This window comes from Calothrix sp. 336/3 (assembly GCF_000734895.2).
Taxonomy (GTDB): Bacteria; Cyanobacteriota; Cyanobacteriia; order Cyanobacteriales; family Nostocaceae; genus 336-3.
In genome coordinates, this window is sequence record NZ_CP011382.1 from 292,305 (window position 1) to 317,122 (window position 24,818).

Consider the following 24,818-nt stretch of genomic DNA (forward strand, 5'->3'; position numbering starts at 1 on the left):
GTTATCTGCCCCAACGAGCTTGCTAAATACGCTACTTACTGACTATTGTAGCATATAGTATAAGTATACTGAGTCAAGTGGTCATTTAATTATCCTGCTCAAAAATTCTCGATTGCTAGCCAAGCACGCAACACCTCAGCGACAGTCCACCCTTGGGCAATACAACCCCGTGGAGTCATGGGAGCATCACCATCAAAGATTTCGCTACAAGTACCCAAACCTGAAGCATAAAGATGATTTGCCATGGGTTCGAGAAATTGCCGCGCTAGGGCAGGATTTTTATAAACTCGTAGGTGGGCTGTGACAAAGCTACCCAACAGCCAACCCCACACCGTTCCTTGGTGATAGGCTCCATCCCGTTGATACTGGTCGCCCCCGTATTTACCCTGGTATTGAGGATGGTCGGGACTCAAAGAGCGCAATCCGTGGGAAGTTAATAGTATCCGCCCACAGACATCTACCACCTGTTTTTGCTGCTCTGGGGTGAGGGGGCTTTCCGGTAGGGAGACGGCAAAAATCTGGTTTGGGCGTAAGGCAGCATCATCCCCATCGGTGCCATCTAAGACATCGTAACAGTAACCTAATTGGGGGTTCCAGAAGCGAGAAAAGCGAATTTGGGCACGATTGGCGATCGCCTCGTATTCCTGGTAGGGTTTACCAATTAGTCGGGCAAACTTTGCCATTGTCCGCAAAGCATTATACCACAAAGCATTGATTTCTACGGGTTTGCCAATCCGGGGTGTCACTACCCAATCTCCCACTTTGGCATCCATCCAAGTCAGTTGTACACCTGTTTCCCCGGCGTAAAGTAAACCATCGGTGGAATCGAGATGGATATTGTAGCGTGTACCCCGACAATGCCAGTCGATGATATCTGCCAGTACAGGGAAGAGTTCATGTAATAACTCATCGTTCTCCGTGGCATTGTAATAGGCGCGAACTGCCTCAAAGTACCACAGGGTAGCATCTACCGTATTATATTCCGGTTGTTCCCCCCCATCAGGAAAGCGATTTGGTAACATTCCTTGGTCTAGGTATCGCCCAAAGGTACGGAGAATGGAACGGGCTACTTCTGAGCGTCCTGTAGCCAGGGTCAAACCGGGTAAACTAATCATGGTGTCCCGTCCCCAATCACCAAACCAGTGATAACCAGCAATGATAGTTTTGCCATAGGGGTCTTGTGGCAGAGAACGGTCAACAATAAACTGGTCAGCAGCTAGTACCAATTGCTGAATCCAAGGCGGTGTATCTTTCGCATTCAAGGGGCGGTTAGTTTTCCAGAGTCCCAGTAATTTTTGCTCGTAATTGCGACGCTGTTTCAGTGCGACTTCACCATTTAACTCTGGTTGCTTTTCGGTGCTAGCAATGAGTGTGACTGATTCCCCTGGGTTGAGATTGACTTCAAAAGTGGCAGCGTGGAGATGATCTTCCGTATCATTCAACCCCCGATAACGTTCTACAGCCAAATCAAATTTGTAATACCAATGGTGAACAGGAGATACAACAGCGCGATCGCCAGAGGTACAGCTAAGTAAGTATATAGGTGTTGCCTCTGGATAGGCAGTTACACAAATTCCCTGCTCGACTCGCTCCAGAGACATCCGCCAATCATTGGCTTGGGTGGTACCGTGGTAATCACGATAGTTAACCATGGCTTTGAGAGTCAGTTTTAGGGGTTGGGTTCCACGACGCAGGGTATATTGGACATAGGTTGTATTCGCTCCCTGTTGCATCCAGATTCGTTTTTCTAACAGAGCGTCAGCAAAGGTAAAATGCCATAGAGGAATTGTCCCTTCTAGGGAAAAACGCTCAATATGTCGATAGCCATTGGGACTAACAATCTCATCTGCCCAACGGTTTGTATGTAAATAATAGGAATTAGTATCATAAATTACGGTTTCATCGAATTTTGTCACTAGCAACGTTCGACCTAAAGGAGGCTGCAATGCGGCAATTAGTAAGCCGTGATAGCGACGAGTCAGCATTCCGGCAACAGTTCCCGAAGCATAGCCACCAATACCATTAGTTACTAACCATTCCCGTGATTCTGCGGATTCTAGTTCGCCACAGATTTCCCGCCCAAATTCAATACCCATAGCTCAATCACTCCCAGGCACTACCTGAAGTATGGTTTATTAAACCTATGGTGTGCTGAGAGGGAGATTAAGAGTTTCTGAATGTGCAAATTATTAACAATCGGCTATTGAGGTACATTGTCTAAAAAACCCTGAATTGTGTTAGCTAGCTGCTTGAGCTTAACTGGTTTGGTGAGATAATCATTAGCTCCTGCTTCTAGACATTTTTCGCGATCGCCAGCCATCGCTAAGGCAGTCAGGGCAATAATGGGGATATTAATTGTGTCGGGATTGCTGCGGATATGTTTAATCGCTTCTAAACCATCCATTCCCGGCATTTGAATATCCATTAAAATTAAATCGGGCTGCTGAGAATTGGCTAAATCCACTGCCTCTTGACCATTATTTGCCAGAATCAAGCGATAACCTTTGGCTGTCAGATAACTAGAAACAGTAATAATATTTGCTTCGTTGTCTTCTGCCATCAAAATCAAAGGTGAATTCATAATTGTTTCAGTGATATTATTAGTGACTTCCGCAGTGGAGTGGCTCAGGGAGTTGGATGATGAGATAGGTATTTCCACGCAAGGAATATCGACAGTAAATCTACTACCCACCCCAACTTGACTGCTCACACTCACACTACCGCCATGTAATTCTACAATCCTCTTGACAAGGGATAACCCTAGACCGGTTCCTTGATATTGACGATTGAGGGCACTGTCAACTTGAATAAAGGGCTGAAATAGTCTCTTTTGGTCTTCTGGCTCAATGCCAATACCAGTATCAATGACAGCAAAGCGCATTAGGTTATAAGTATTATTATTGGTGGATGATTCTAAGGTAACTTCCAAAGTAATGGTGCCGCCCTCTGGGGTAAATTTCACAGCGTTGTTAAGCAAATTAATCAACACCTGGCGAATACGGCGTTCATCGATGAGTAAATCGGGTAGATGGGGTGGTATTTGTAGGTTAAGTTTCAGAGATTTATTAAAGGCTTGTTGTTTGATAAATATGATACTTGCTTGACAAAGTGGACTAATCGGAGTGATGGAACAGTCGAGTTCAACCTGTCCGGCTTCAATTTTTGCCAAATCAAGGATGTCATTAATGAGTTCGAGCAGATGGGTAGCACTACGTTCGACAGTTTGCAGTGCTACTTTTTGCTGTTCACTTGTGCTTCCAAAAACCTCTTCTTGTAAACCTTCTGCCATACCCAAGATGGCATTGAGAGGGGTGCGCAGTTCGTGACTCATGTTAGCCAGAAATTCGTCTTTGAGGCGGGTTGCATGGGCAAGTTCCTTGTTGGAGATGGCAAGTTTTTCATTGCTTTCAGTCAGACGAGCTTCTGCTTGTTGTCGTTCTGCTAGTTCTTGCTGAATTTGTTCGACAAAGTTTGCCTGTTGAATAGCGATCGCCAGTTGGTTGGCAATTTGTTGTAGCAGTAAAGCTTCAGATTCTTCCCAAACTCTCTTGTAACTACAAGCATGGACACATAACAAACCCCAGAGTTGAGTTTTATTTTGAGAGTCAACCCAGCGCCCCTTGGTAGCTTCTGGTAATTCTTGTAATATGGGGGCGACAATTTTAGATTGGATTTGTGCTTCTGAGTTATATTCTTGTAAACATTCTGTCCAAACGTCCTCACTGGTGTTAGGAACAATTCGGGCTTTACCCTGCAAGTAAGAATCTAATATTTTTTGGGCGAAGGATTCGTCTTCCCAATTTTTACCTTTGAAAACTACATAGGGAGAAGATACAACTTCTTCGACGATACGACTTTTGCCATCAGGAAATAGCCGGAAAATCAGGACTCGATCCACATCCATGAGTTCCTTGACTTGGTGAGTCACCGTTGTCAGAATATGCTGAACATCAAGGGATTCACGAATTTGCTCAGCGATCGCTCCTAGGGTTTGTTGTCGTTGCAGTTGTAGAGCGATCGCCTTTTCTGCCTGTTGTCTGACAACTAATTCTAATTGCACTTGTGCGTACAAACTTGCCTGTTGAATCGCGATCGCTAACTGGTTAGCAATTTGTTGAATGAATTCAATTTCCGTTTTCTGCCAAGTACGGGGTGCAGAACATTGGTGAACACAGAGCAATCCCCATAATTCCCCCCCATTGAGTAAGGGAACAACTAGATTAGCTCGAACTTGAAGTTTGACTAAAACATCAATGTAACAGTCTAAAATGCCAGCGTGGAAAATATCATTTAATACCTGCATTTTATTTTGCTTATAAAGGGTGGAATGATTTTCCCCAAAACAATGGTCATGGATTTTCACCCCTAACACCGATGTGTATCCTTCTACCACGGATTCCGCCACAAACACCCCATCGTCAAAATTAGATTCGGGATAAAATTTGAAGATACCCACCCGATCAGCTTGGATAAACTGGCGAATTTCTGCGGTGGCTGTCTCGAAAATGGTTTGTAAATCTAGGGATTGGCGAATCCTTTGGCTGATTTCTCGCAATAGGGTTTCACGTTCTGCCTGCTGGCGAATGATTTTCTCGGCTTGTTTGCGGGCTGTGATATCCTGAAAAGTTCCCACCACACCAACAACATCTCCTTCGAGATTACGTAGGGGAATTTTGTTAGTTTCTAGCCATATTTGTACCCCACTGGGAAGGGTTAAAGTTTCCTCAATTCCCAACTTGGCATTCCCAGATTCCATTACCTGTTTGTCATCACTACGGTAAGCATTGGCTTCGTCTATTGTCGGTGACAAATCAAAATCAGTTTTACCAATAATATCTGTGGTGGAAGACTCCAAACCCATATTTTGGGCAAATTTCTGATTACATCCCAAATATACAGATTCCCGATTTTTCCAAAATACGGAGAGAGGGAAGGTATCAAGAACAGTTTGAATAAATTGTTGGGATTGGCGGAGGGCTTCTTCTGCCTGTTTGCGATCGCTAATGTCGAAACTTGTCCCCACAAAGCGGTATATCTGCCCCTTACTGTCTCTGAAGGGATTGAGAGTTGTCAACCACCAAGTTTCACCTTGTCCCGGAAATAATAGTTTTTCTTCGTAGGTGACGGAGGAGTTCGTTGCTAGACAATGCTGTAATCGTTGACGCTCTCGACTGCCATTTTCTTTACCATAGATAGCTTCTGGAGATTTGCCAAATATTTCATGTCTTGAAATACCAAAAAACTTTTCGGCAGATGAGTTCCAATCGATATAGGCAAAGTCACCATCATCAAGTACATCAATCACAAAAATTGGGTACTCGACACCATCATAGATGCTGCGCAGAAATTGTTCTTGTTCCTGTAATCGAGCTTCTGCTTGCTTGCGGTCTGTGATATCTCGGAAAATAGCACGGGTGGCAACCGGTCGATATCGTTTCAATTTATCGTTGCTATGGCTTTCATATCGACAGTTAATACTACCTTCGACAATTACTTCTCGCCCATCTTTGGTTAAGAAGGTGAGTTCTACCCGTTCTATGGTTGATAATTTCCCTGCTTGGATTTGGGTAACTACGTCAGTGCAGTGTTGCTGACATTTAGGGTGGAGGACATCAAAAAGAGTTAGTTTCTTAACTTCTCCTTCCGAATAACCCAGAGTTTGTAGCCAAGCCCGGTTAACATATTCAAAGCTGCCATCCTCTAATACAACGCTCTGAATTAAATCGTTGGCGTTATCCAAAAAGTCTTCTAACTGGGATTCCCGTTCTTGTAATTCGGCAGTGCGCTGTTCAACTCGTGCTTCCAAATCCCGATTTAAAAGTTCTAGAGCTTGGGTGGCGCGATCGCGTTCGATAGCTATTTTGGCAATATTCGCTGCCAAATTAATAATTTCTAACTCCCGTGCCTGGGGACTGTAAACCTTATGATGATAAACTCCAAATGTTGCTAACACTTCATCATTGCTGGTGATCACCGGGAATGACCAGCAGGATTGCAAATCATAGGATAGTGCCAATTCTTTAAAGTTTTGCCAGAGTGGATCGTTGGCAATGTCTGCAACTATCACAGGTTGTTTGCGAAAAACCGCCGTTCCACAGGAACCAACCCCTTCTCCTATTGCTACCCCATCAACCGCCTGATTATAGGCTTCTGGCAAATTGGGAGCTGCCCCGCTTCGCAGTTTTCCTTGGTGACTGCATAGTAAAATAGAACATAAGGCTCCGGGCAATTGTTCTTCAATCGAATAGATCAGAGCATCCAAAATATTTTTTAGGGCTTCTCCTTTGGCAATCCTTTCTAGGAGAGTATTTTGCATTTCTATGAGTAACTCGGCTTGTCTGCGAGCCGTGATATCAGTTATTGTACCGATATAACCTGTTATTTTACCCTCAGAGTTAAATTCTGGTATTGCTTGCCCATATACCCAAGTCACCCTAGCATCAGGATGCAGAAAACGGTATTCTAGCTGAAAAGGGCGACTTTCTCGGCGAGATTTTGCACTTTCACGAAGAACTTTTTCACGGTCATCTGGATGTAATCTTTGTTTCCATCCATTGGGTATAGCTGTAGATTCAGAAATTCCAATAATTTCTATACCCCGTTGATTGATATAAGTACCATTGCCCTCTGCATCAGTACGGAAAATACCAACGGGAGCTGCCGCAGTCAAGGTAGCATAACGTTGTTCACTCTCACGCAAACGGACTTCTGTTTTTCGCCGTTCCTCTAATTCAGTTTGGGCTTGCTGGTAAGCAATGGCTTGTTGAATGGCGATCGCCAATTGTACTGCCATCTCATCCAGTAAGGCGATATCATCAAGATGCCAAGAGCGAAAATCTTTGCATTGATGCCCAATTAATAAGCCCCAAAGCTTACCTGATACGATAATTGGGACAATCAGATTGGATTTGACTTGATATTTTTCTAATAATTGGATATGACAGTCTCTATACCCTACGGTGTAGATGTTATCAATTGCAGTTGTTCGCCCATATTCGTATAGTATTGTCGCCTGTTCTTGAAAACAAGAATCTTCGATATAATCACCAAGGGAGGAAATCCAGCCATCTCCCACGGATTCTGAAACCACAATGCCACTGTAATCAGCTTGAAACTGATAAACTAAAACGCGATCGCAGGCTAAAAAAGCTCTGACTTCTGCCACGCAAGCTGTTAAAATTTCTTCCAGATTCAGGGAATTACGGATACGGTTGGCAATTTGGGCAATGAGTCGCTCTCGCTCGGTTTTAACAGTGAGGGTAGTAGTGCGTTCTTGAATTTGTTCTTCTAATTCAACCGTGCGATTTTGCAGGATTTCTACCTTCTCTGCTTCTAATCGTGAAATTTTATTTTCTAAAACCTCGGCAAATTTGTACATTTCTATGGGGTTAAGTAACTGCAAAAGGCTACTCTGAGTCACAATACCTAACAGTTCATCTTGGGAATTCGTCACTACTATGCGCCGGATGCGACGTTTATCCATAATTTGCTGCACTTCCCACAGACTATTCTCTGGTTTGGCTGTAAAAATAGGCGCACTCATGACTGCTTCTACTGGGCAGTTTTCTAAATCCAAACTCAAGGCTTGAAACTGGACTAAATCTCGTTCAGTAATAATTCCAATAGGGATTTGTCCCTTTACCACAATCACCACAGAGCCAACACGATTTGCTGCCATCAAATTGGCGATCGCCAACATAGAGGTTTTAGCAGTAGCACAAACCACCTCAGAACTCATTACCTCAGTCACCAGACGCAACCGCAACAAATCAACTGGGCGCAAACTTTGCCGCAAACTCTCATGGGTTAATAAACCTACGAGGCGATCGCTATCATCAACAATCGGTAAATGGCGAATATTATGCTGGTTCAGAAGATTTATTGCCAAAAATATATCTTGAAAAGCCGATTCTTTGAGGGTAATCACTGAACGAGTCATTACCTCACCTATGTGCAAATCGTGGAGCGATCGCTGCTTGGCACTCAGCCGCACCACATCCCGTTCTGTAAAAATACCAATTAATTTATCATCCTCAACAATCAACACACAGCTAGAACGAGCTTCAGTATGTACGTCATCGAATGGGGTAGTAGTAACTTCTTCACCGACTGAACAGAGGGTACGCACACCACTCATTTGGGCGATCGCTTCCATCACTGTGATGCTGGGTTCAACTACCAAAGCGTTTTGGATGATCGCAGACTTTAATTCAGCTTGTGTGAGAACGTTGGTATGAATAAACATTGACAAAAATTATACTTTGACCCAGTACCTTTATAATTCATATAAACTCTATTTTGCAAGGTATTATCAATGAATTTTGTACATATGATTTGCATCTAAATACTCATCATTTTCTACAAGCTAACTATCCCGAAAATTACCCATCTTTATTTTCTTTTGACTGAAGCTTGAAACATAATTCCTATCTTTCAGTAGCCATACGGAAAGGTTCTCTAGCAATAATCTTGATATGTCAACTTATACCGAGGCTGTGTATCCCAAAACTTACTAATCATTCCACTAAATATGCCATCCTAGGAAATAAATTACTGGTTGAGAAATACAAGTCAATACCATTCTCTCTGGAATTAATAACCATTATCCTCAACAGTTTTAGATATATAAGTTTCCGCAATACCTCACGACAAATTCAAGAGAGGATAAATCTCATTCACTTTTAAATAATCTCAAATTCTGCTATCTTATTCCTAATAATTGATTATTCATTGAATATCTCAAATCTCAGGATATTTTAATTAACCTATGATTCATCCCGCTATTCCGTAACCTTAACCCGGGTTATAATTACAAACCAAATTGATAAGTATCTAAGCAGATATTACATGACCATAAATCCCCCTGATTTTTCCTCGGCGCATCAAGCACTTTCAGTAAATGGGGTGACAGAGTATATTCAGTCACTCCTTGAAGAAGATAGGCACTTGCGGCAGGTTTGGGTAATTGGTGAGGTATCTAGTGCAAATCCCCATCGCAGTGGATTATTTTTTACACTCCAAGACCCGGAGGGAGGAGCGATAATCAAATGCGTGGCATGGGCGGGAACCTTACCCAAATTGGGTCAGATGCCCCAGGTGGGTGAACAAATTATTATTTTAGGGAGTATCCGTCTTTACCCGCAGCGTGGAGAATATCAATTACAAGTATGGCAATCCATACCTGTGGGGGTAGGATTACAGGCGTTACGCTTCCAACAATTACGGAATAGATTAGCACTAGAAGGTTTATTTGATACAGACAGAAAACGCCCCATTCCCAACCATCCCCAAACTATTAGTGTTGTGACTTCCCCCACAGCCGCAGCTTGGGGTGATATTCAAAAGACTCTCAAACAAAGATATCCAGGAATACAAGTACTTTTTTCCCCAGCCACAGTTCAGGGTGAACAAGCTGCCGATTCTATTGTGAGGGCGATCGCCAGGGTAGAAAGGGATGGGCGAGCCGAGGTATTAATTTTAGCGCGGGGTGGGGGTGCGGTGGAGGAGTTAGCCTGTTTTAATGATGAGCGAGTGGTACGATCTGTGGCTACTTGCAACATTCCAGTGGTGACGGGTATTGGACATCAACGGGATGAGTCTCTCACGGATTTAGTTGCAGATATGTGCGCTCATACACCCACGGCGGCGGCGGAATTGGTTGTTCCCTCCCTGGGAGAATTGTATAATCAGCATCGGCAGCGTGTTATAGATTTATCCTTGGCGATGGATGGGCAGTTGGCAAGGGCTGATGGGCAATTGCAAGGATTACGCTCACGGATACAGCGTTTGGGTTTGGCAAAGCAACTGCAACAGGAGTCACGCTTACTAACCTGGAAACGGCAACAACTATTACAGGTGACTCAGGGAAGATTACAGTCGGCATCTCAGTATTTACAGTTGCTAGGGGAGAAAATCAGCACCCTTGACCCCAATAATGTACTGAAACGCGGCTATGCAGTTGTCAGGAAAGAAGGTGTGGTAGTGCGATCGCCCCAAGATATATCGGTGGGTGAGGAATTACTGGTACAGTTAGGAGAGGGTGAAATTCAGGTAGAAGTTAAGGCAGTCAAGGGGAAGTAGGATAATGCCTAGGGGTAAAAGTAATCCTTCCAAGGATTGGAGTTATGAGGAAAAGGTAGGGGAAATTGAAAAGATTATCTCTCGCATTGAAACAGGAGAGTTGGATTTACAGCAGGTGTTTACAGAATTTGCCACTGCGGTAGATTTTTTGCACGAGTGTGAGCAGTTTTTACTTCAGAAACAGCAGCAGGTGGATTTGCTGATTGAGAAGTTAGAGGATGACTAGGAAATATAATTTGACTGCCGATGCTAACTGTAGTTAGTAGGGAGTTAATTTTAGGGATAATTAACAGATATTAGGAAAGTTAATTCATCCAATATCCCTTTGCTTGCACCTCACCGAACTATGTCTTATATCCTCGCACTCGATTTGGGAACTACTGGCAACCGCGCTTTTATCTTCAACAAAGCCGGTAAAATTGTCGCGCAGGCATATCGAGAACTAACCCAATATTATCCCCAACCGGGCTGGTTAGAACATGATGCAGAGGAAATATGGCAAGCTACCTGTGGGGTGATGCAAACTGCGTTACAAGAAGCATCTCTAAATTTTTCAGAGATAGTTGCCATGGGATTGACGGTACAGCGAGAGACTTGCTTGCTCTGGGATAAAAATACGGGTAAACCTCTACATCGGGCGATCGTCTGGCAAGATAGACGTACTGCTCCTCAATGTCAAAATTTAGAGGAACAGGGTTATGGAGAGGAGATTTATCAGCGTAGTGGGTTGGTGCTGGATGCTTATTTTTCGGGGACAAAGCTACGCTGGTTACTAGATAATACTTGCAGTCATGGGCATCAAGATGTTTTAGCTGGGACGATTGATACCTGGATATTATGGAAATTAACAGGGGGAAAAGTTCACGCTACTGACCATAGTAACGCTAGTCGCACGATGTTGATGAATTTGGCTAGCTGTGAGTGGGATGCTAGATTACTGGAATTATTGCAGATACCCAGGCAGATTTTACCGGAGATTAAACCCAGTTTGGGTCATTTTGGTGTGACTGATAGCACCTTATTCGGAGTAGAAATTCCAATCACTGCGATGCTTGGCGACCAACAGGCAGCTTTGTTTGGGCATGGTTGCGCCAATCCTGGTTTAATGAAATGTACTTATGGAACTGGTAGCTTTTTAGTAGCCCATACGGGACAGAAAATTGTCCAATCCCAGCATCAATTATTAAGTACGATCGCCTGGACTGAAAATCATCAAGTTGGGTATGCCTTGGAAGGTAGTATTTTTACAAGTGGTGCTTGTATTAAATGGTTACGAGATGGCATCAAATTAATTAATCATGCTGCGGAAACAGAAAGTATGGCTGAGTCTGTGACGGATAACGGTGGTGTATATTTTGTACCTGCCCTGAGTGGTTTAGGTGCGCCCCACTGGGATATGAATGCACGGGGAGCTTTTTTCGGGATTACGGGTGGAGTAGGAAAGGAACATCTGGTGAGAGCTGTTTTAGAGGCGATCGCCTACCAAGTTAAGGAAGTAGTCGCAGCCATTAATGCATCATCCCCCACACCAATCCAAAAGTTAAGGGTAGATGGGGGTGCTTGTGAGAATAATTTTCTTATGCAATTACAAGCAGATGTCTTGGGAATTCCGGTAGAACGTCCCCTAGTTAAGGAAATGACGGTACAGGGAATTGCCTTTGCTGCGGGAATTGCCGCAGGTTTTTGGCAAAATTATCAACAATTACAGCAACAGGAAACCATCGATCGGGTGTTTCTACCACGGGAGGAAAGGGAAACGGTAGATAGGAATTTTCAGATTTGGCAAAAAGCTGTATCCAGGGCAAAAAATTGGGTGGAATAGGGGTAAATTCTGGGATAGCCGACTTGTGAAGCAAAATTAGACTGCCTTTTAAGTGCAGATAGCTTGCTGAGTCGTCTTTTCCTACCTTCTCCATGTTTATTTATTTCTTTACAAAAATTCTAATAAAAGGGGTATTGCCCCTCACCCTAAACATGGTATAGTATGTTATGTAGATGCACCCTGATGATCTGGAGAGCTGCCCAAGTGGCTCTCTCTTTTTTTTAGAAATTTTTGCTAAAACAGCGCCCAACCGCGAATAAATTCCAACATACCATCTATAGGGTACAAGGAATTGGTATAATCGCCAGTCGGACGAGAGTTGTGGGGGAAAAGAAATGGCAGACTGGCAAGTGATTAGTGGTGGAGTGACTGCACCAAGAGGTTATCGGGCAGCAGGAATTCAAGCAGGTTTGAAGCCTTCGGGATTGCCGGATTTAGCTTTGATTGTGTCGGAAGTGGAAGCGATCGCCGCCGGTGTGTTTACCACCAGTCATGTCAAAGCTGCCTGTGTAGATTATTGTCGTCAGCAGCTACAGACAAAGCAGAGTGCAAGGGCAATTTTATGTAATTCTGGGCAAGCAAATGCTGCCACAGGGGAAAAAGGTTGGCAAGATGCGATAACATCGGCACAGGCTTTAGCTGCATCCTTGCATATTCCTCTAGATTCTATTCTTTTGGCTTCTACGGGGGTAATTGGGCAACGGATTCCCATGGATAAGTTAACTGCGGCGCTTCCCCAATTAATTGGAGAATTATCTGATGCTGGTTCCGATAGAGCTGCCAGGGCAATTATGACTACGGATTTAGTGCCCAAAACCATCGCTTTAGAAACAGTGATTCACGATCGCCCGGTGCGAATTGGCGGTATTGCTAAGGGTTCAGGGATGATTCATCCCAACATGGCAACCATGTTAGCCTTTGTCACCTGTGATGCAGCAGTCTCTCCCCATCTGTGGCAACAAATGCTCAGTCGTGCGGCAGATAGAAGCTTTAATTCCATCACCGTGGATGGAGATACTAGTACTAATGATAGTTTGATGGCTTTGGCGAATGGACAATCCCGCACCCCAGCGATTACAGAAATGGGGCAAGAAGCAGAAAAACTGGAAGCGATGTTAACAGAGGTTTGTCAATATTTAGCCAAGGCGATCGCCCGTGATGGTGAAGGGGCAACTTGCTTGATGGAAGTACAAGTCACGGGAACCCACGACGAAACCGCAGCTAGACAAATAGCCAAAACCATTGCTGGCTCATCCTTGGTGAAATCTGCAATTTTTGGACGTGATCCCAATTGGGGCAGAATTGCTGCCGCCGCAGGGCGTGCTGGTGTACCCTTTGAGCAGGAAAATTTAAGTATTAAATTAGGGGATTTCCTCCTGATGGAAAATGGGCAACCCCTCACTTTTGATCGCGTTGCCGCCAACGCATATTTACAAACAGCTGCCCAGGGAGAGTACTTGCAGCAAGATACCGTATTAATTACCGTAAATGTTGGCAATGGATATGGTACAGGTAAAGCTTGGGGCTGTGATTTAAGTTATGACTACGTGAAAATCAACGCCGAATATACAACCTAGGGAATGGGGAATGGGTAATAGGGAATCAGGAAAGTTGACACTTAACAGAAAAAATATCCTTCCCACTCCCTTCTTCCTTTCCCTGTACTAGGATAGGAATTGGTCATAACTTTAAAATCCACAATGGTAGTACCTGAACCCCATCACAGTGACGCAGATATCCTCAGTTGGGAGGAGGAGCTTGATCGCGCAATTTTTACTTTTGATGATATTCAGGCAGAACTTAACTATAAACAAGCACAAAATGCTCTGCGTAATTTACTGACTAATTTGGACTTGACGGCACAGGAACAAAGGGGATTAGAAACGGAAATTGCGGACTTGGAAACCATGATGGGTAAATTAGATAGCATGGTAGTCCAAATTGCCGCCTTTGGGATGGTGGGTAGGGGAAAATCTTCCTTACTTAACGCTTTAGTGGGTGAAAATGTCTTTGAAACCGGACCTCTCCATGGTGTGACTCGTAGCGCTCAACGTGTAAATTGGAACATTAGTGAGGAAGTTATTGGTGAGAGCGAACGGACATTACGGGTGACTTTGCCGAGTATGGGGAGACGTTCCCAGGTGGAATTAATTGATACCCCAGGCTTGGATGAGGTGGATGGAGAAACCCGTGCTGCGTTAGCCCAGCAGGTAGCAAAACAGGCTGATTTGATACTGTTTGTCATTTCCGGGGATATGACGAAGATAGAACATGAGGCACTTTCCCAACTGCGAGAGGTGGGTAAGCCGATGTTACTAGTATTTAATAAAGTCGATCAGTATCCGGCGGCTGACCGTGCAGCAATTTATGAGAAAATTCGAGATGAGAGAGTCAAGGAGTTACTCTCACCTGAAGAAATTGTCATGTCGGCTGCTTCTCCTGTTCTCAGGGCAATGGTACAACGTGCCGATGGTACGAGAACTGTACAATTACGCACCGGAGCAGCGCAAATTACTGACTTGAAGCTGAAAATATTAGAGATTCTGCAACGGGAAGGGAAAGCTCTGGTAGCTTTGAATACGATGCTCTACGCGGATGATGTGAATGAGCAGGTGATTCAGCGCAAATTAATCATTCGAGAAACTGCTGCTAATCAGGTAATTTGGCAAGGGGTGATGACAAAAGCTGTGGCGATCGCCCTCAACCCCCTAACTGTTGTGGATATTGTCAGTGGAGCAGTTATAGATGTAGTGTTAATTCTCACCCTATCTAAGCTCTATGGTATCCAGATGACGGAAACGGGAGCGGTAAAATTACTACAAAAAATTGCCATGGGTATGGGTGGAATTACTGCCAGCGAATTATTGGCAAATTTGGGCTTAAGTTCCCTGAAAACCTTGCTGGGTATGTCTGCTAGTGCTACTGCTGGAGCATCCCTTGCTCCCTATGTATCAGTTGCGGTAACTCAAGCAGGTGTCGCGGGTGTCTCTTCCTACGGGATTGGGCAGGTTACTAAAGCATACCTGGCTAACGGGGCAAATTGGGGTCCCGATGGTCCAAAAGCTGTAATTAAAAGAATTTTGACTACCTTGGATGAGACATCAATTCTGAATCGGATTAAGGGGGAGTTACGAGCAAAAATTAGGGTTGGTTAGGTGATACGGTGTTTTTTCTAGACTTAATTTCATCCCAGATTCTTTTTTGCAATATATACTCAATAATTTTACAGCTTTTCCATATCGATACCTTTTTCCTGCAACTTTTGCAATAAATTCTGATAACGTTGTTTTTCCTCTTCCAATTGAGAAAGTATATTATCTGCGCGTTGACGTTCAGTTTCCGCACGCTGACGTTCCTGTTCCCTTTGTTGTGCAAGTTCCACGGATGTGAGAAATTTTTCCCCATCGGGACGATATATTTCCCAGGTTTCGGGTGTGAGGTGGAAGCGTATACCTAAACGGGGACTCACCCAATCATGAATATCTTCAATTACTTCTAATCCTGCTTCCTGACTTCGCCACCAGCCACTGAGGTCATTTTTATCAGGGTCATAGATATAATACTCCTCAACTCCATAGCGTTCATAAAATTTAAATTTTTTTGCCATTTCCTTGAGTCTATTCCCTGGAGAGAGGATTTCAAATACTACCTGTACGGGTATATTTTCCTCTTCCCATTGTTTGTAAGAACCTCTGTGTCCCTTAGGTCTACCAAAAACAACCATTACATCGGGAGCTTGACGGGTTAATTCTCCGCATACAGGATACCACAGGAAATCACCTGCCACAAATACATCTGGCTGGGATGCAAACAGAATTTCCAGGTTTTCTTTAATGGTGACGATCCATTGAAATTGCTTGGTATTATCAGCCATGGGTTGTCCGTCGCTGTCTGGGTAGATAATAGTGGTTGGGGTTTCTGGTGTAAGTACCATATTGCCTAAGCGCAGCTACAGGAAGTTATTGCCTTATTTTATAGTTTATTTTGATTTCAGGAATCTGAAGATTTTTGATAATGGCGTTCGCTTTAGCGGAGCGTAGCTCTATCGCGTAGCGGAACGGAGTTCTATCGCATATCACAACGGAGTTCTATCGCGTAGCACAACGGAGTTCTATTTGGTGAGCTTGCATATCTGCTGTTAATCACAGATTGTTTTGGGTTGGATATCCTCGTCTGGGAGGCTTCAACTAGTTAAAAAGATAACTATCGATTCTTGCTTATCAGAGCAACTGTCAAAATATATATCAAAAAAATATACAGAATCAAAATTTGTGTATTATTTCCATATCTCTCCCCGGCATAACTTTCACCGGAGGGAACAGGAAGCAGTAATTTTTCTTCTACTGATACCTGCATAACTAACAAAAATGCATATCCCAAGGGAACTTCTACTAATAAATCATTATTAATAACTCATTCAGGTTTGTATTCATAGGGGAAACGTGTCCATTACATATAAATATTTATACATTTTTGGCTACGGATTAACCATACCTACCAGTATCATTTGGTTAGGTACAAATTACGTGAACGCCACCACTCCAGCAATTATTCATACCCAAAACACACCAGAAACATTGCCGGAAGGGGAACCAAGTTTGACACCCCAACCCGAAACCCCAGAAACACCCCAACCAGAACAGAAAGTATTAGTTAATCAAGTTGAAGTCACTGGTTATCAGGTTTTCCAACCAGCTGAAATTAATGCCATTACCCAAGCTTTTATAGGTAAATCTTTAACGGTGAGCGAATTAGCAGATATCGCCGATAAGATTACTGAGTTATATCTCAAACAAGGATATATTACATCACGGGCGGTCTTAGTAGACCAAACTTTTACCAATGGAATAGTACAAATTCGTGTGTTTGAAGGTGGTGTAGATCAGATTCTGGTGGAAGGTACAAACAAGGTGAAACCAGAATATATCAGGAGTCGAATCCGTTTAGCTGGACTCAATCCCCTTCGCAAAGATAAACTGGAAGAACAGTTAATTTTACTGCGAACTGACCCCCTGTTTAAAAATGTGGAAGGGAGTATTCGCTCCGCAGGTGCAGGAAGTAAATTTGGGCAAAGTATTCTCACAATTCGGGTTATAGAAGCAGATGCTTTTCAAAGTAATGTGAGTATTGATAATTATTCCCCACCGACTGTCGGTTCGGAAAGAATGAATCTTGGTTTAGGCTATCGTAATTTAATCACCTCTGGCGACCAAATTTCTGCTAATTACAGTCGCTCAACTACGGGAGGAGCCAATATTTATGATTTTAGTTATCGTGTACCAGTGAATGCCAAAAACGGTACGATACAATTGCGCACGCTGTTTAGTAATTATCAGATAACTGACCCCGGTTTTAAAAGTCTCAATATTCGCGGTGATTCCAACCTCTACGAGATTACCTATCGTCAACCCCTGGTGCGATCGCCAAAATCAGAATTTGCCCTTTCCTGGGGTTTTAGCCATCAAAATGGACAGACTTTTCTCTTTGATAACTTACCATTTCCCTTTGGTATTGGTCCTGATAGTGACGGTGTGAGTCGTACCAGCGTCTTTCACTTTGGACAAGATTATATCAAACGCGATACTAAGGGAGCTTGGGCATTGCGATCGCAATTCAACCTCGGTACAGGTTTATTCAACGCTACCATCAATAACCATCCTACACCCGATAGCCGTTTTTTCAGTTGGACAGGACAAGCACAACGGGTACAACAACTCAGCGATGATCAATTATTGATTGCAATGTTGGATATTCAACTGACACCTCACAGTCTCCTTCCCTCCCAACAATTTGTCATCGGTGGGGTGCAATCTCTGCGGGGATATCGACAAAATCTGCGTTCCGGTGATAATGGTGTGCGTTTATCCCTCGAAGATAGAATTACCATCCATCGAAATGCAGCAGGTGCAACTACCTTACAAATTATTCCTTTTATTGACGTTGGTACAGTCTGGAATCATCCAGATAACCCTAACAAAGTACCCCGTCAAAAATTTCTTTCCAGTCTTGGTTTAGGTTTGCTCTGGGAACCATTACCCAAACTCAATCTTCGCCTAGACTATGGTATTCCCCTAATTAATGTGCGCGATCGCGGTGAAAATCTTCAAGATACCAGCTTATACTTCAGCGTTTCCTACCAACCCTAAGCCACCATATACTCAGGTGTGATCTCAAATCTAATTGTAGTGGCTGCCCAATCCTTCAAATCCGGTGCTAGCCAAATTAGTTTGCGCAAAATATCATCATTCACCCAAAGAATTACCGGAAACTGAAAACGTTTGGGGAACTCATCGCGCATCTGATTTGTGGAGATAATCAATTGATTAATCGCAGTTACAGATTCTAAACCTCGTACCATCAACGCACTTGGTTTACTATCACCCAAAGCATTCGCCATGGTAGTATACAGCGTCTGCGCCGTTGCTGGAACTTGAATCTCAGCAATTACTCCAGGAGAAAATTCTTCCATCAAACTCAGTAATTGCTGTTGCTTATTTACGGAATTACAGCAAGCTAACACCAAGGAAAATTGCCCCTGGGAAAACCTAACTATCCGCCCTAACCTCTGGGTGGCAGATGGGGCGCTGATTTTGCTGTTTTGGGAATCAATTAAGCTAATCATCAATTACCCTGAGCCTTACTCAACAATATCATTAGACAATGTCAGCAAAACTACCCATGACAATCTCACCACAACGGCGATAGGGTAATTTTGATGACATCTTTCGGACGCTTCATGTCGATTCTACTCACGGTATTTACGGTGAGGGTGGGGTGCATCACCCCACATCTTGATTTCCTGGAACTGCGCTCCCGGAATTTCTACCCAGGAAACATCTTGACTAAATCATCTCCAGGGATAATGGTTGTGTAAAAAACGTAACCAGAATTGCGGATATAGCGGCGGTCTTGTTTAATCAGTGCCATAAATTCCCGATGTCCTTGACGCATCCGTCCTACCAAGCAACCAGCGCTGGCATTTTTGATATCGTTTTGGGGTGCGTCGTAACCCCAGTGTTGGTTAACAGCAAACATCCCTGTATCAGATTTATCGTTCGTGCGTTTGAAATCCTTGTTGAAATCACGGTGAACGGTAATCGGTGCAACTTGAATCAATGCTTCGTGGCGATCGCCATTACCATGCATCCCGACAGACCAAGATTTATACTGTCCAAACTTGATTCTAGCAGCTCCACCAGGATTCATGGGAGTGTAGGTATACTGACTACCGGGTTCTGTGGTGGCTTGCCATTGATTAACGATTTTCGGTACACCATTATTAAATTCAATTACCATCCGGCGATCATTGAATGCATTCGGTGCATCATCATTAAGAGTACCGTTTTCATTCATCCCCTCGACATAGACAATATTATATTCTTTAGGCTCGGTAAATACTCGATAATTCTTAGAAACCATGTATTTAATAATGCGGCTTGCCAAGTCGTTACCTAAATTCATCGAGGGCTGTGGTAACATTTCCTGTTTCATTTCCAAGAGTTGCTTGGCTGTAATTGGTCCTAAAAATTCTCGTTCAGAAGCTTTAACCAGTTCCTGAAATTCCTTAAGTGCAGCAATGGACATTAGACCAAACTTACCATCCACTGGAGGTTGTAGAAGATTTAAATTGACTAACTGGGATTGAATCTGCTTACTTAAATCAATATCCTTGGCGATCGCGTCGTAAGCTAATTGATTGTTGGTTTCTAGCAATTGTTCTAGTTTCATTGGAACCCTTTCCTTAGTATCAAATATATTTCTTACTTCAGATATAGGGTTGGCAATTTTTGACTTATGCAGTGGTTCAAAATTTTGGTTTGAGTCGCAGATAATTTGAGCGTGGTGATAGAGCTACGCTCCGCTAAAGCGAACGCCATTCCAAAACCTACAGAATCGTCACCCTTAGGGTTGGGAATTTAAAAAGCCGGATAATTAGCATATTTGTATTGTTGAATTTCTTGATGCTCAGTTGATACGTCTGTGGGTATCTTGCTATCTCAGTATGTTTCAATCAAAAATAGGTCTAAAAAAACACCTAAAATAATATAGTAGTCGTTCCGCTATCTTTTTACGAGCAAGAGATTTATGATATATCCGGTACTGAATAAATAAAGTACCTAACTGTTGTTTATAATACTTAAAACAAGATAAGGAATTTTAACTATACGTTACGAATAATTCATAATCTATAGATTCCTATCGTTTAACTGAAAAAGCATGCAACTGCTTCAAAAAAAAGTTGTTGCTCAGAGAAAAATGGTGGATAAAATATCCTTAATCTGCCCCGACTTTTGTCTATCTAAGACCTATTCCTGGTTTTTGTTGATGTTTGTGTGTTCCAAGTCTTAATAGAGCATCTACACAAGCCTTTAAGAGTTAAGTGTTATAACCTTTTCAGATTTCCCTATTTGTCAGCCTTAGTCAGCCCATCATTACCTAACTAATTAACTGAAAAATATACAAAAAATTATGATGCAACAGCTATGTGTGGCTGAAGAGCCGTTGTATACCAAATCTGTAAATACTCCCCTTGCCTATAGAGTTGTGCTGGTGCATCCTTCAGCAGGTGTGAATTGGAGTGGTGGGGCAGAAACCTTTGCTATCGAGTTATCTCGACAGTTAAGTCAATACTGTCAAATAGAGTTATTAAGTGGCGCAGATTGTGGGCATTTCAGTCATCCTATCAGTAGTCTTACCCGCACTCACAGCTATAACTTGCTGCATCATCCCCTAGTAAAACCACTGTGGTCAAAGTTTACCAGGTTTCCCGAAATTTGGTTAGAGCATCTCACCAGCTTTTTACCCTGTCTTACCTATCTGCTGCAAAATCCTCCGGACTTAATTTTACCCTGTAATGAAAAGGGAGGACTCGCGATCGCCTCCGTAGTTCGTGCCCTGAAGGGTACACCAATTTTATATACAGAACATGGTAGTTTCCTGGATGGTGGGCGGCATTTGCAAGCCAATTTACGGTTTCAACCAGATAAGCTAGTCGTTTTATCTGATGCAGTAGAAAAGTATGTGAAAAATTTGCGCCCTCAGCAATCAACGGCAGTTATACCCAATGGAGTTGATTTACAACGCTTCACCCCCGATGGCGATCGCCTAGATTTTGGTTTATCTGGTCCAATTATTCTCTGTGTAGCATCATACTTGGGACGAGCCGGCATCAAACGTATCGAGTTAGCCATTGAAGCCGTATCCCGCTTACCCCAGGGAAGTTTAGTAGTTTGTGGTAGGGGTCCAGACGTAGACTATTATCAAGCCCTAGGGGAGAAATTTTTAGGGAGCGATCGCTTTGCCATTCGGACTTTTTCCCAAAAACAAATGCCCCAGGTATACCGCAGTGCGGACTTATTTACCCTGCCATCCTTTGAAGAACCCTTCGGTATTGCCTATATTGAAGCCATGGCAAGCGGATTACCAGTAGTTGCCACCGATGACGCGATGCGACGCTACATCATTGGGGATGGGGGTATAGTCTGCGATGTCACTGATATTGACAGCTATAGCAATGCCCTACAAACAGCTTTAAGTCAATCTTGGGAAACCAAACCACGGGATAACGCCCAACGTTTTGATTGGCAGGCGATCGCCCTCCAGTATCGAGACGTAATTATGGAAACTATCCAGCGCTCCCAAATCCCTCACCCAGTTCTGAGTACAAACTGAAAAGACCAATTGAGCGGGTGATAGGATAAAATCGGTTCCTCTTCACCCTTTTTCTGCCATGCATAACTTACAAATCTTCCTCGATATTGCCACAGAAGCAGCATTAGCTGCCGGTGCTGTGCTACAGAATTACCTCGGTAAGGTGGAAGATGACATTACAGAAAAGGGGCGCTCTGGAGACTTAGTTACCATCGCTGACAAAGCTTCCGAGGCAGTTATCCTAGAATATCTTGATCGTCACTTTCCCCACCATGCCATTTTGAGCGAAGAATCCGGGAAACTTGGCAACCAAGACAACGAATTTCTCTGGGCGATCGACCCCCTAGATGGAACAACCAACTTTGCTCACCAATACCCCTTTTTTGCTGTTTCCATTGGTTTGTTAATCAATGGTGAACCCCAGGTTGGTGTAATTTATGACCCTAGCCACCAAGAATTATTTCGCGCTGCCGAGGGCTTAGGTGCTAGTTGTAACCGTCGCCCAATTCATGTATCTCGTACCTCCGAATTAAGTAAATCCCTTCTGGTGACAGGCTTTGCCTATGATCGCCGAGAAACTCCAGATAACAACTATGCGGAATTCTGCCACTTTACCCACCTTACCCAAGGTGTACGCCGCAGTGGAGCCGCAGCTATTGACCTCGCTCACGTAGCCTGCGGACGTATTGATGGATACTGGGAACGTGGTATTTCCCCCTGGGATATTGTCGCCGGAGTTATCATCCTCAAAGAAGCTGGGGGGACGGTAACAGCCTATGATGGCAAACCCTTAGAAATAGCCTCAGGAAGGATTCTAGCAACTAACGGCTATCTTCATAAAAGCTTATCAGAGGAGTTAGGGCGAGTAAATCCATTATCAAGTTGGAGTAAATAGGGTGTAAATTTTGTGACCTTTTTTCAGAAGGCGATTAAACTAGAAAAATCTCACCATAACTTTTTCTAGTTCTATAAAACCCTATCTATGTCTTCCAAATTAGAACGCGGACTATTTAAATACGATTTTATCGACCATCACGCCATTCTTTGTATGCCTGTAGATGCGGATGCTAAGGATGTCCGTAAGCGCTACTTGAAAATTGCCCGTCGTCTGCACCCTGACAGCAACAGCACAGCAACGGATGCCGAGAAGAAACTGGCAAGTGATTTACTTTCCAAGTTGGTCAACCCAGCCTATGAAAAGCTATTTTCCGATAAAAATCGCACAGAATACATGATTGTTCTGTCCCAGATGGGTAAGCAATTTACCCAACAATCGGGAACCGTAGAATTAACTACGGATTTAGCAAGGCAGTTGGCAGGTACGCCCAACATCGACCATGCTTACAGAACCGCGATCGCCAAAATTGCTGAAACCCAATTTGAGAATCTAGGGCAAGTAATCCAAATTATTAATTTGGTCAGTGAATTAAACCTGGTTTACCTGATGCGAAGTGCTGGTAAATCCTTGAGTGCCCCACCACCCCCACCACCAAATCCTGGAGTCACTTCAGGGAATACAGGTGGCACAAGAACCCCCAGCGCTCCACCACCACCCCCAGCACCCAAGGAAGATACCGCAGTGGTAATGTACATCCGCCGAGCCGAGGAGCTAATTAGTAAAAACCAATTTATCCCCGCCAGGGTGGAATTACAAGACGCTTTGAAGCTTTCGCCCAATAATAGTCGTTGCCATAGCTTGATCGGTGTAGTCTATTTGAAGCAAAATCAAACCACGATGGCAAAAGTCCATTTTGACCGCGCCTTGCAGTTAGACCCCCAAGACCCCATGGCTTTGGACGGTAAACGCAAACTAGAAAAGATTTTGGGACAAAAGTCCGGTAATGCCAAGCCCGCAACGGCAACAGCATCAACAGGGGCAAAGTCAGCAGATAAATCTGGTGGTAGCGGTTTATTTGGTGGTTTATTTGGTGGAAAGAAAAAATAATGGTTTATCAACCTCCAGCCGGTGCGAGAGACTTACTACCTCTAGATGTCACTCAGAAACGCTGGATCGAAGACAGAATACAGCAGGTGTTTCACCGTTGGGGCTATCACAGAATCATCACCTCTACCCTAGAGCGGATGGATACCCTGATGGCAGGGGGCGCGATTCAACGCTCCACGGTGCTACAACTGCAAAATGGCGAGGATGAAGAATTAGGGCTGCGTCCTGAATTAACAGCCTCCATTGCGCGAACTGCGGTAACACGGATGGCAGGCACTACCTACCCCCAACGCCTCTACTACAATGCCAATGTCTTTCAGAGAATGGCAGAGTTTCGCCGCAACCAACCCCAGGAATTTTATCAAGCAGGGGTGGAATTGTTGGGTGGTGAGGGTTTACTTGCCGATGCAGAGGTGTTGCTGTTAGTTGCCGACTGTTTGCAAGCTTTGGATTTAAAGGGTTGGCATTTGATTTTAGGGGAAGCGGGTATTACCCAGTCCCTGTTATCAGTTTTTCCGGCAAATCTCCAGAATCAAGTTCGCAGCGCGATCGCCCATCTAGATCGCATTGCCATTGATAACCTACCTATGGAGGAAGAACTGCGAGAGCGTGCCAGAACTATTCTTGATTTACGCGGTTCGAGTCAGGATGTGTTGGCAAAAGTCAAGAGTCTGAACTTAGATTCACCCCAACAAGTCGCCGTTGATAGTCTTACTTCCCTGGTGAATTTACTAGAGTCACGGGGGAATTTCCCTGTGATTCTTGACCTGAGCTTAATTCAGACCTTTGATTACTACACAGGCATTTCCTTTGAGGTAGTCAGTAATACATCTCTCGGTGCGCGAGTCATCGGACGGGGTGGACGTTATGACCAGCTTTTAGGACAATATCACCCCCAAGGCGAAAATATTCCTGGTATTGGCTTTGCCCTATTTCTGGAAGACTTATACCAAGTATTGGCAGCATCTCAGCAATTACCCCAAACTACCCCAGCTACCAACTGGTTAGTAGTTGCCGAAACCCCAGAGGTATATACTGCTGCCTTTAACTATGCCCAAACCCTGCGAGATTCTACCCATCTGGTACGAGTAGAAATGGATTTGGGAGGCAGAAAAGCAGAGGAGATTCGCCAATACGCAGGCGATCGCCAAATAGCTCAAATTGCTTGGATAAAAGCAGATGGTTCCACGGTGATAGAAACGGTTTAGGTGATGGGTAATAAGTAATAAGTAATGGGTAATAAGTAATGAGTAATGGGTAATGAGTAATGAGTGATGAGTAATGGGTAATGAGTAATTTCTTCCTGGACTTACCCCAGGA

The 24,818-nt window shown here is 43.8% G+C and carries 15 protein-coding genes; 10 read left to right on the plus strand and 5 right to left on the minus strand.

All coding sequences use genetic code 11. The features are described from left to right. Positions 1-98: 98 nt before the first annotated feature. Both IJ00_RS01230 and IJ00_RS28045 read right to left on the minus strand, forming a co-directional pair. Complete coding sequence (locus IJ00_RS01230; RefSeq protein WP_035149222.1) at positions 99-2,096, minus strand: amylo-alpha-1,6-glucosidase; 1,998 nt, start codon at positions 2,094-2,096, stop codon at positions 99-101. A gap of 104 nt (positions 2,097-2,200) precedes the next feature. After that, entirely contained in the window at positions 2,201-8,245 is a 6,045-nt protein-coding gene (locus IJ00_RS28045) for a GAF domain-containing protein (protein ID WP_046814686.1), read from the minus strand. A 602-nt stretch (positions 8,246-8,847) separates the two neighbouring features. On the opposite strand from IJ00_RS28045, the gene xseA reads away from it, so the two are divergent. The 5 genes from xseA (at position 8,848) to IJ00_RS01260 (ending at position 15,057) form a co-directional block, all read left to right on the plus strand. After that, complete coding sequence (gene xseA / locus IJ00_RS01240; protein WP_035149224.1) at positions 8,848-10,080, plus strand: exodeoxyribonuclease VII large subunit; 1,233 nt, start codon at positions 8,848-8,850, stop codon at positions 10,078-10,080. Positions 10,081-10,084: 4 nt separating this feature from the next. After that, the gene (xseB, locus tag IJ00_RS01245; protein WP_035149226.1) at positions 10,085-10,306 is read left to right on the plus strand and encodes an exodeoxyribonuclease VII small subunit; all 222 of its coding nucleotides are present in this window, start codon (positions 10,085-10,087) and stop codon (positions 10,304-10,306) included. Positions 10,307-10,426: 120 nt separating this feature from the next. Next, positions 10,427-11,902 carry a glycerol kinase GlpK gene (gene glpK / locus IJ00_RS01250; RefSeq protein ID WP_035149230.1) on the plus strand — a complete coding sequence of 492 codons (1,476 nt, stop codon included), beginning with the start codon at positions 10,427-10,429 and terminating at the stop codon, positions 11,900-11,902. 335 nt (positions 11,903-12,237) lie between these two features. Beyond that, complete coding sequence (gene argJ / locus IJ00_RS01255; protein WP_035149231.1) at positions 12,238-13,479, plus strand: bifunctional ornithine acetyltransferase/N-acetylglutamate synthase; 1,242 nt, start codon at positions 12,238-12,240, stop codon at positions 13,477-13,479. 123 nt (positions 13,480-13,602) lie between these two features. After that, the gene (locus tag IJ00_RS01260) at positions 13,603-15,057 is read left to right on the plus strand and encodes a GTP-binding protein (protein ID WP_035149233.1); all 1,455 of its coding nucleotides are present in this window, start codon (positions 13,603-13,605) and stop codon (positions 15,055-15,057) included. A gap of 68 nt (positions 15,058-15,125) precedes the next feature. Here the strand turns inward: IJ00_RS01260 and IJ00_RS01265 are convergent, their stop codons facing one another. Continuing rightward, positions 15,126-15,836 carry a Uma2 family endonuclease gene (locus IJ00_RS01265; RefSeq protein WP_035149235.1) on the minus strand — a complete coding sequence of 237 codons (711 nt, stop codon included), beginning with the start codon at positions 15,834-15,836 and terminating at the stop codon, positions 15,126-15,128. 508 nt (positions 15,837-16,344) lie between these two features. Here IJ00_RS01265 and IJ00_RS01270 point away from each other — a divergent pair. Beyond that, positions 16,345-18,048 carry a ShlB/FhaC/HecB family hemolysin secretion/activation protein gene (locus IJ00_RS01270; RefSeq protein ID WP_238178411.1) on the plus strand — a complete coding sequence of 568 codons (1,704 nt, stop codon included), beginning with the start codon at positions 16,345-16,347 and terminating at the stop codon, positions 18,046-18,048. On the opposite strand, the gene IJ00_RS01275 is transcribed toward IJ00_RS01270, so the two are convergent. Continuing rightward, positions 18,045-18,524 carry a hypothetical protein gene (locus IJ00_RS01275; RefSeq protein WP_035149240.1) on the minus strand — a complete coding sequence of 160 codons (480 nt, stop codon included), beginning with the start codon at positions 18,522-18,524 and terminating at the stop codon, positions 18,045-18,047. The two genes, IJ00_RS01270 and IJ00_RS01275, sit on opposite strands and share 4 nt — an antisense overlap. A gap of 200 nt (positions 18,525-18,724) precedes the next feature. Further along, positions 18,725-19,630 (minus strand): peptidoglycan-binding protein, encoded by a 906-nt coding sequence (locus IJ00_RS01280; RefSeq protein WP_035149243.1) that lies wholly within the window; start codon positions 19,628-19,630, stop codon positions 18,725-18,727. Between the two features lie 741 nt (positions 19,631-20,371). On the opposite strand from IJ00_RS01280, the gene IJ00_RS01285 reads away from it, so the two are divergent. From IJ00_RS01285 to IJ00_RS01300, 4 genes are all read left to right on the plus strand, one after another. Further along, positions 20,372-21,574 carry a glycosyltransferase gene (locus tag IJ00_RS01285; protein WP_035149245.1) on the plus strand — a complete coding sequence of 401 codons (1,203 nt, stop codon included), beginning with the start codon at positions 20,372-20,374 and terminating at the stop codon, positions 21,572-21,574. A gap of 58 nt (positions 21,575-21,632) precedes the next feature. Further along, positions 21,633-22,448, plus strand: a complete 816-nt coding sequence (locus IJ00_RS01290; RefSeq protein WP_035149247.1) for an inositol monophosphatase family protein — start codon at positions 21,633-21,635, stop codon at positions 22,446-22,448. A gap of 87 nt (positions 22,449-22,535) precedes the next feature. Continuing rightward, entirely contained in the window at positions 22,536-23,498 is a 963-nt protein-coding gene (locus IJ00_RS01295) for a DnaJ domain-containing protein (protein WP_035149250.1), read from the plus strand. Continuing rightward, entirely contained in the window at positions 23,498-24,706 is a 1,209-nt protein-coding gene (locus IJ00_RS01300; RefSeq protein WP_035149253.1) for an ATP phosphoribosyltransferase regulatory subunit, read from the plus strand. The genes IJ00_RS01295 and IJ00_RS01300 overlap by 1 nt, the downstream gene beginning before the upstream one ends. Positions 24,707-24,818 lie beyond the last annotated feature (112 nt).

Coding starts and splice junctions, on each gene's coding strand:
- IJ00_RS01230 (WP_035149222.1), bottom strand. CDS start 2,096: ATGGGTATTGAATTTGGGCGGGAAATCTGTGGCGAACTAGAATCCGCA.
- IJ00_RS28045 (WP_046814686.1), bottom strand. CDS start 8,245: ATGTTTATTCATACCAACGTTCTCACACAAGCTGAATTAAAGTCTGCG.
- xseA (WP_035149224.1), top strand. CDS start 8,848: ATGACCATAAATCCCCCTGATTTTTCCTCGGCGCATCAAGCACTTTCA.
- xseB (WP_035149226.1), top strand. CDS start 10,085: ATGCCTAGGGGTAAAAGTAATCCTTCCAAGGATTGGAGTTATGAGGAA.
- glpK (WP_035149230.1), top strand. CDS start 10,427: ATGTCTTATATCCTCGCACTCGATTTGGGAACTACTGGCAACCGCGCT.
- argJ (WP_035149231.1), top strand. CDS start 12,238: ATGGCAGACTGGCAAGTGATTAGTGGTGGAGTGACTGCACCAAGAGGT.
- IJ00_RS01260 (WP_035149233.1), top strand. CDS start 13,603: ATGGTAGTACCTGAACCCCATCACAGTGACGCAGATATCCTCAGTTGG.
- IJ00_RS01265 (WP_035149235.1), bottom strand. CDS start 15,836: ATGGTACTTACACCAGAAACCCCAACCACTATTATCTACCCAGACAGC.
- IJ00_RS01275 (WP_035149240.1), bottom strand. CDS start 18,524: ATGATTAGCTTAATTGATTCCCAAAACAGCAAAATCAGCGCCCCATCT.
- IJ00_RS01280 (WP_035149243.1), bottom strand. CDS start 19,630: ATGAAACTAGAACAATTGCTAGAAACCAACAATCAATTAGCTTACGAC.
- IJ00_RS01285 (WP_035149245.1), top strand. CDS start 20,372: ATGATGCAACAGCTATGTGTGGCTGAAGAGCCGTTGTATACCAAATCT.
- IJ00_RS01290 (WP_035149247.1), top strand. CDS start 21,633: ATGCATAACTTACAAATCTTCCTCGATATTGCCACAGAAGCAGCATTA.
- IJ00_RS01295 (WP_035149250.1), top strand. CDS start 22,536: ATGTCTTCCAAATTAGAACGCGGACTATTTAAATACGATTTTATCGAC.
- IJ00_RS01300 (WP_035149253.1), top strand. CDS start 23,498: ATGGTTTATCAACCTCCAGCCGGTGCGAGAGACTTACTACCTCTAGAT.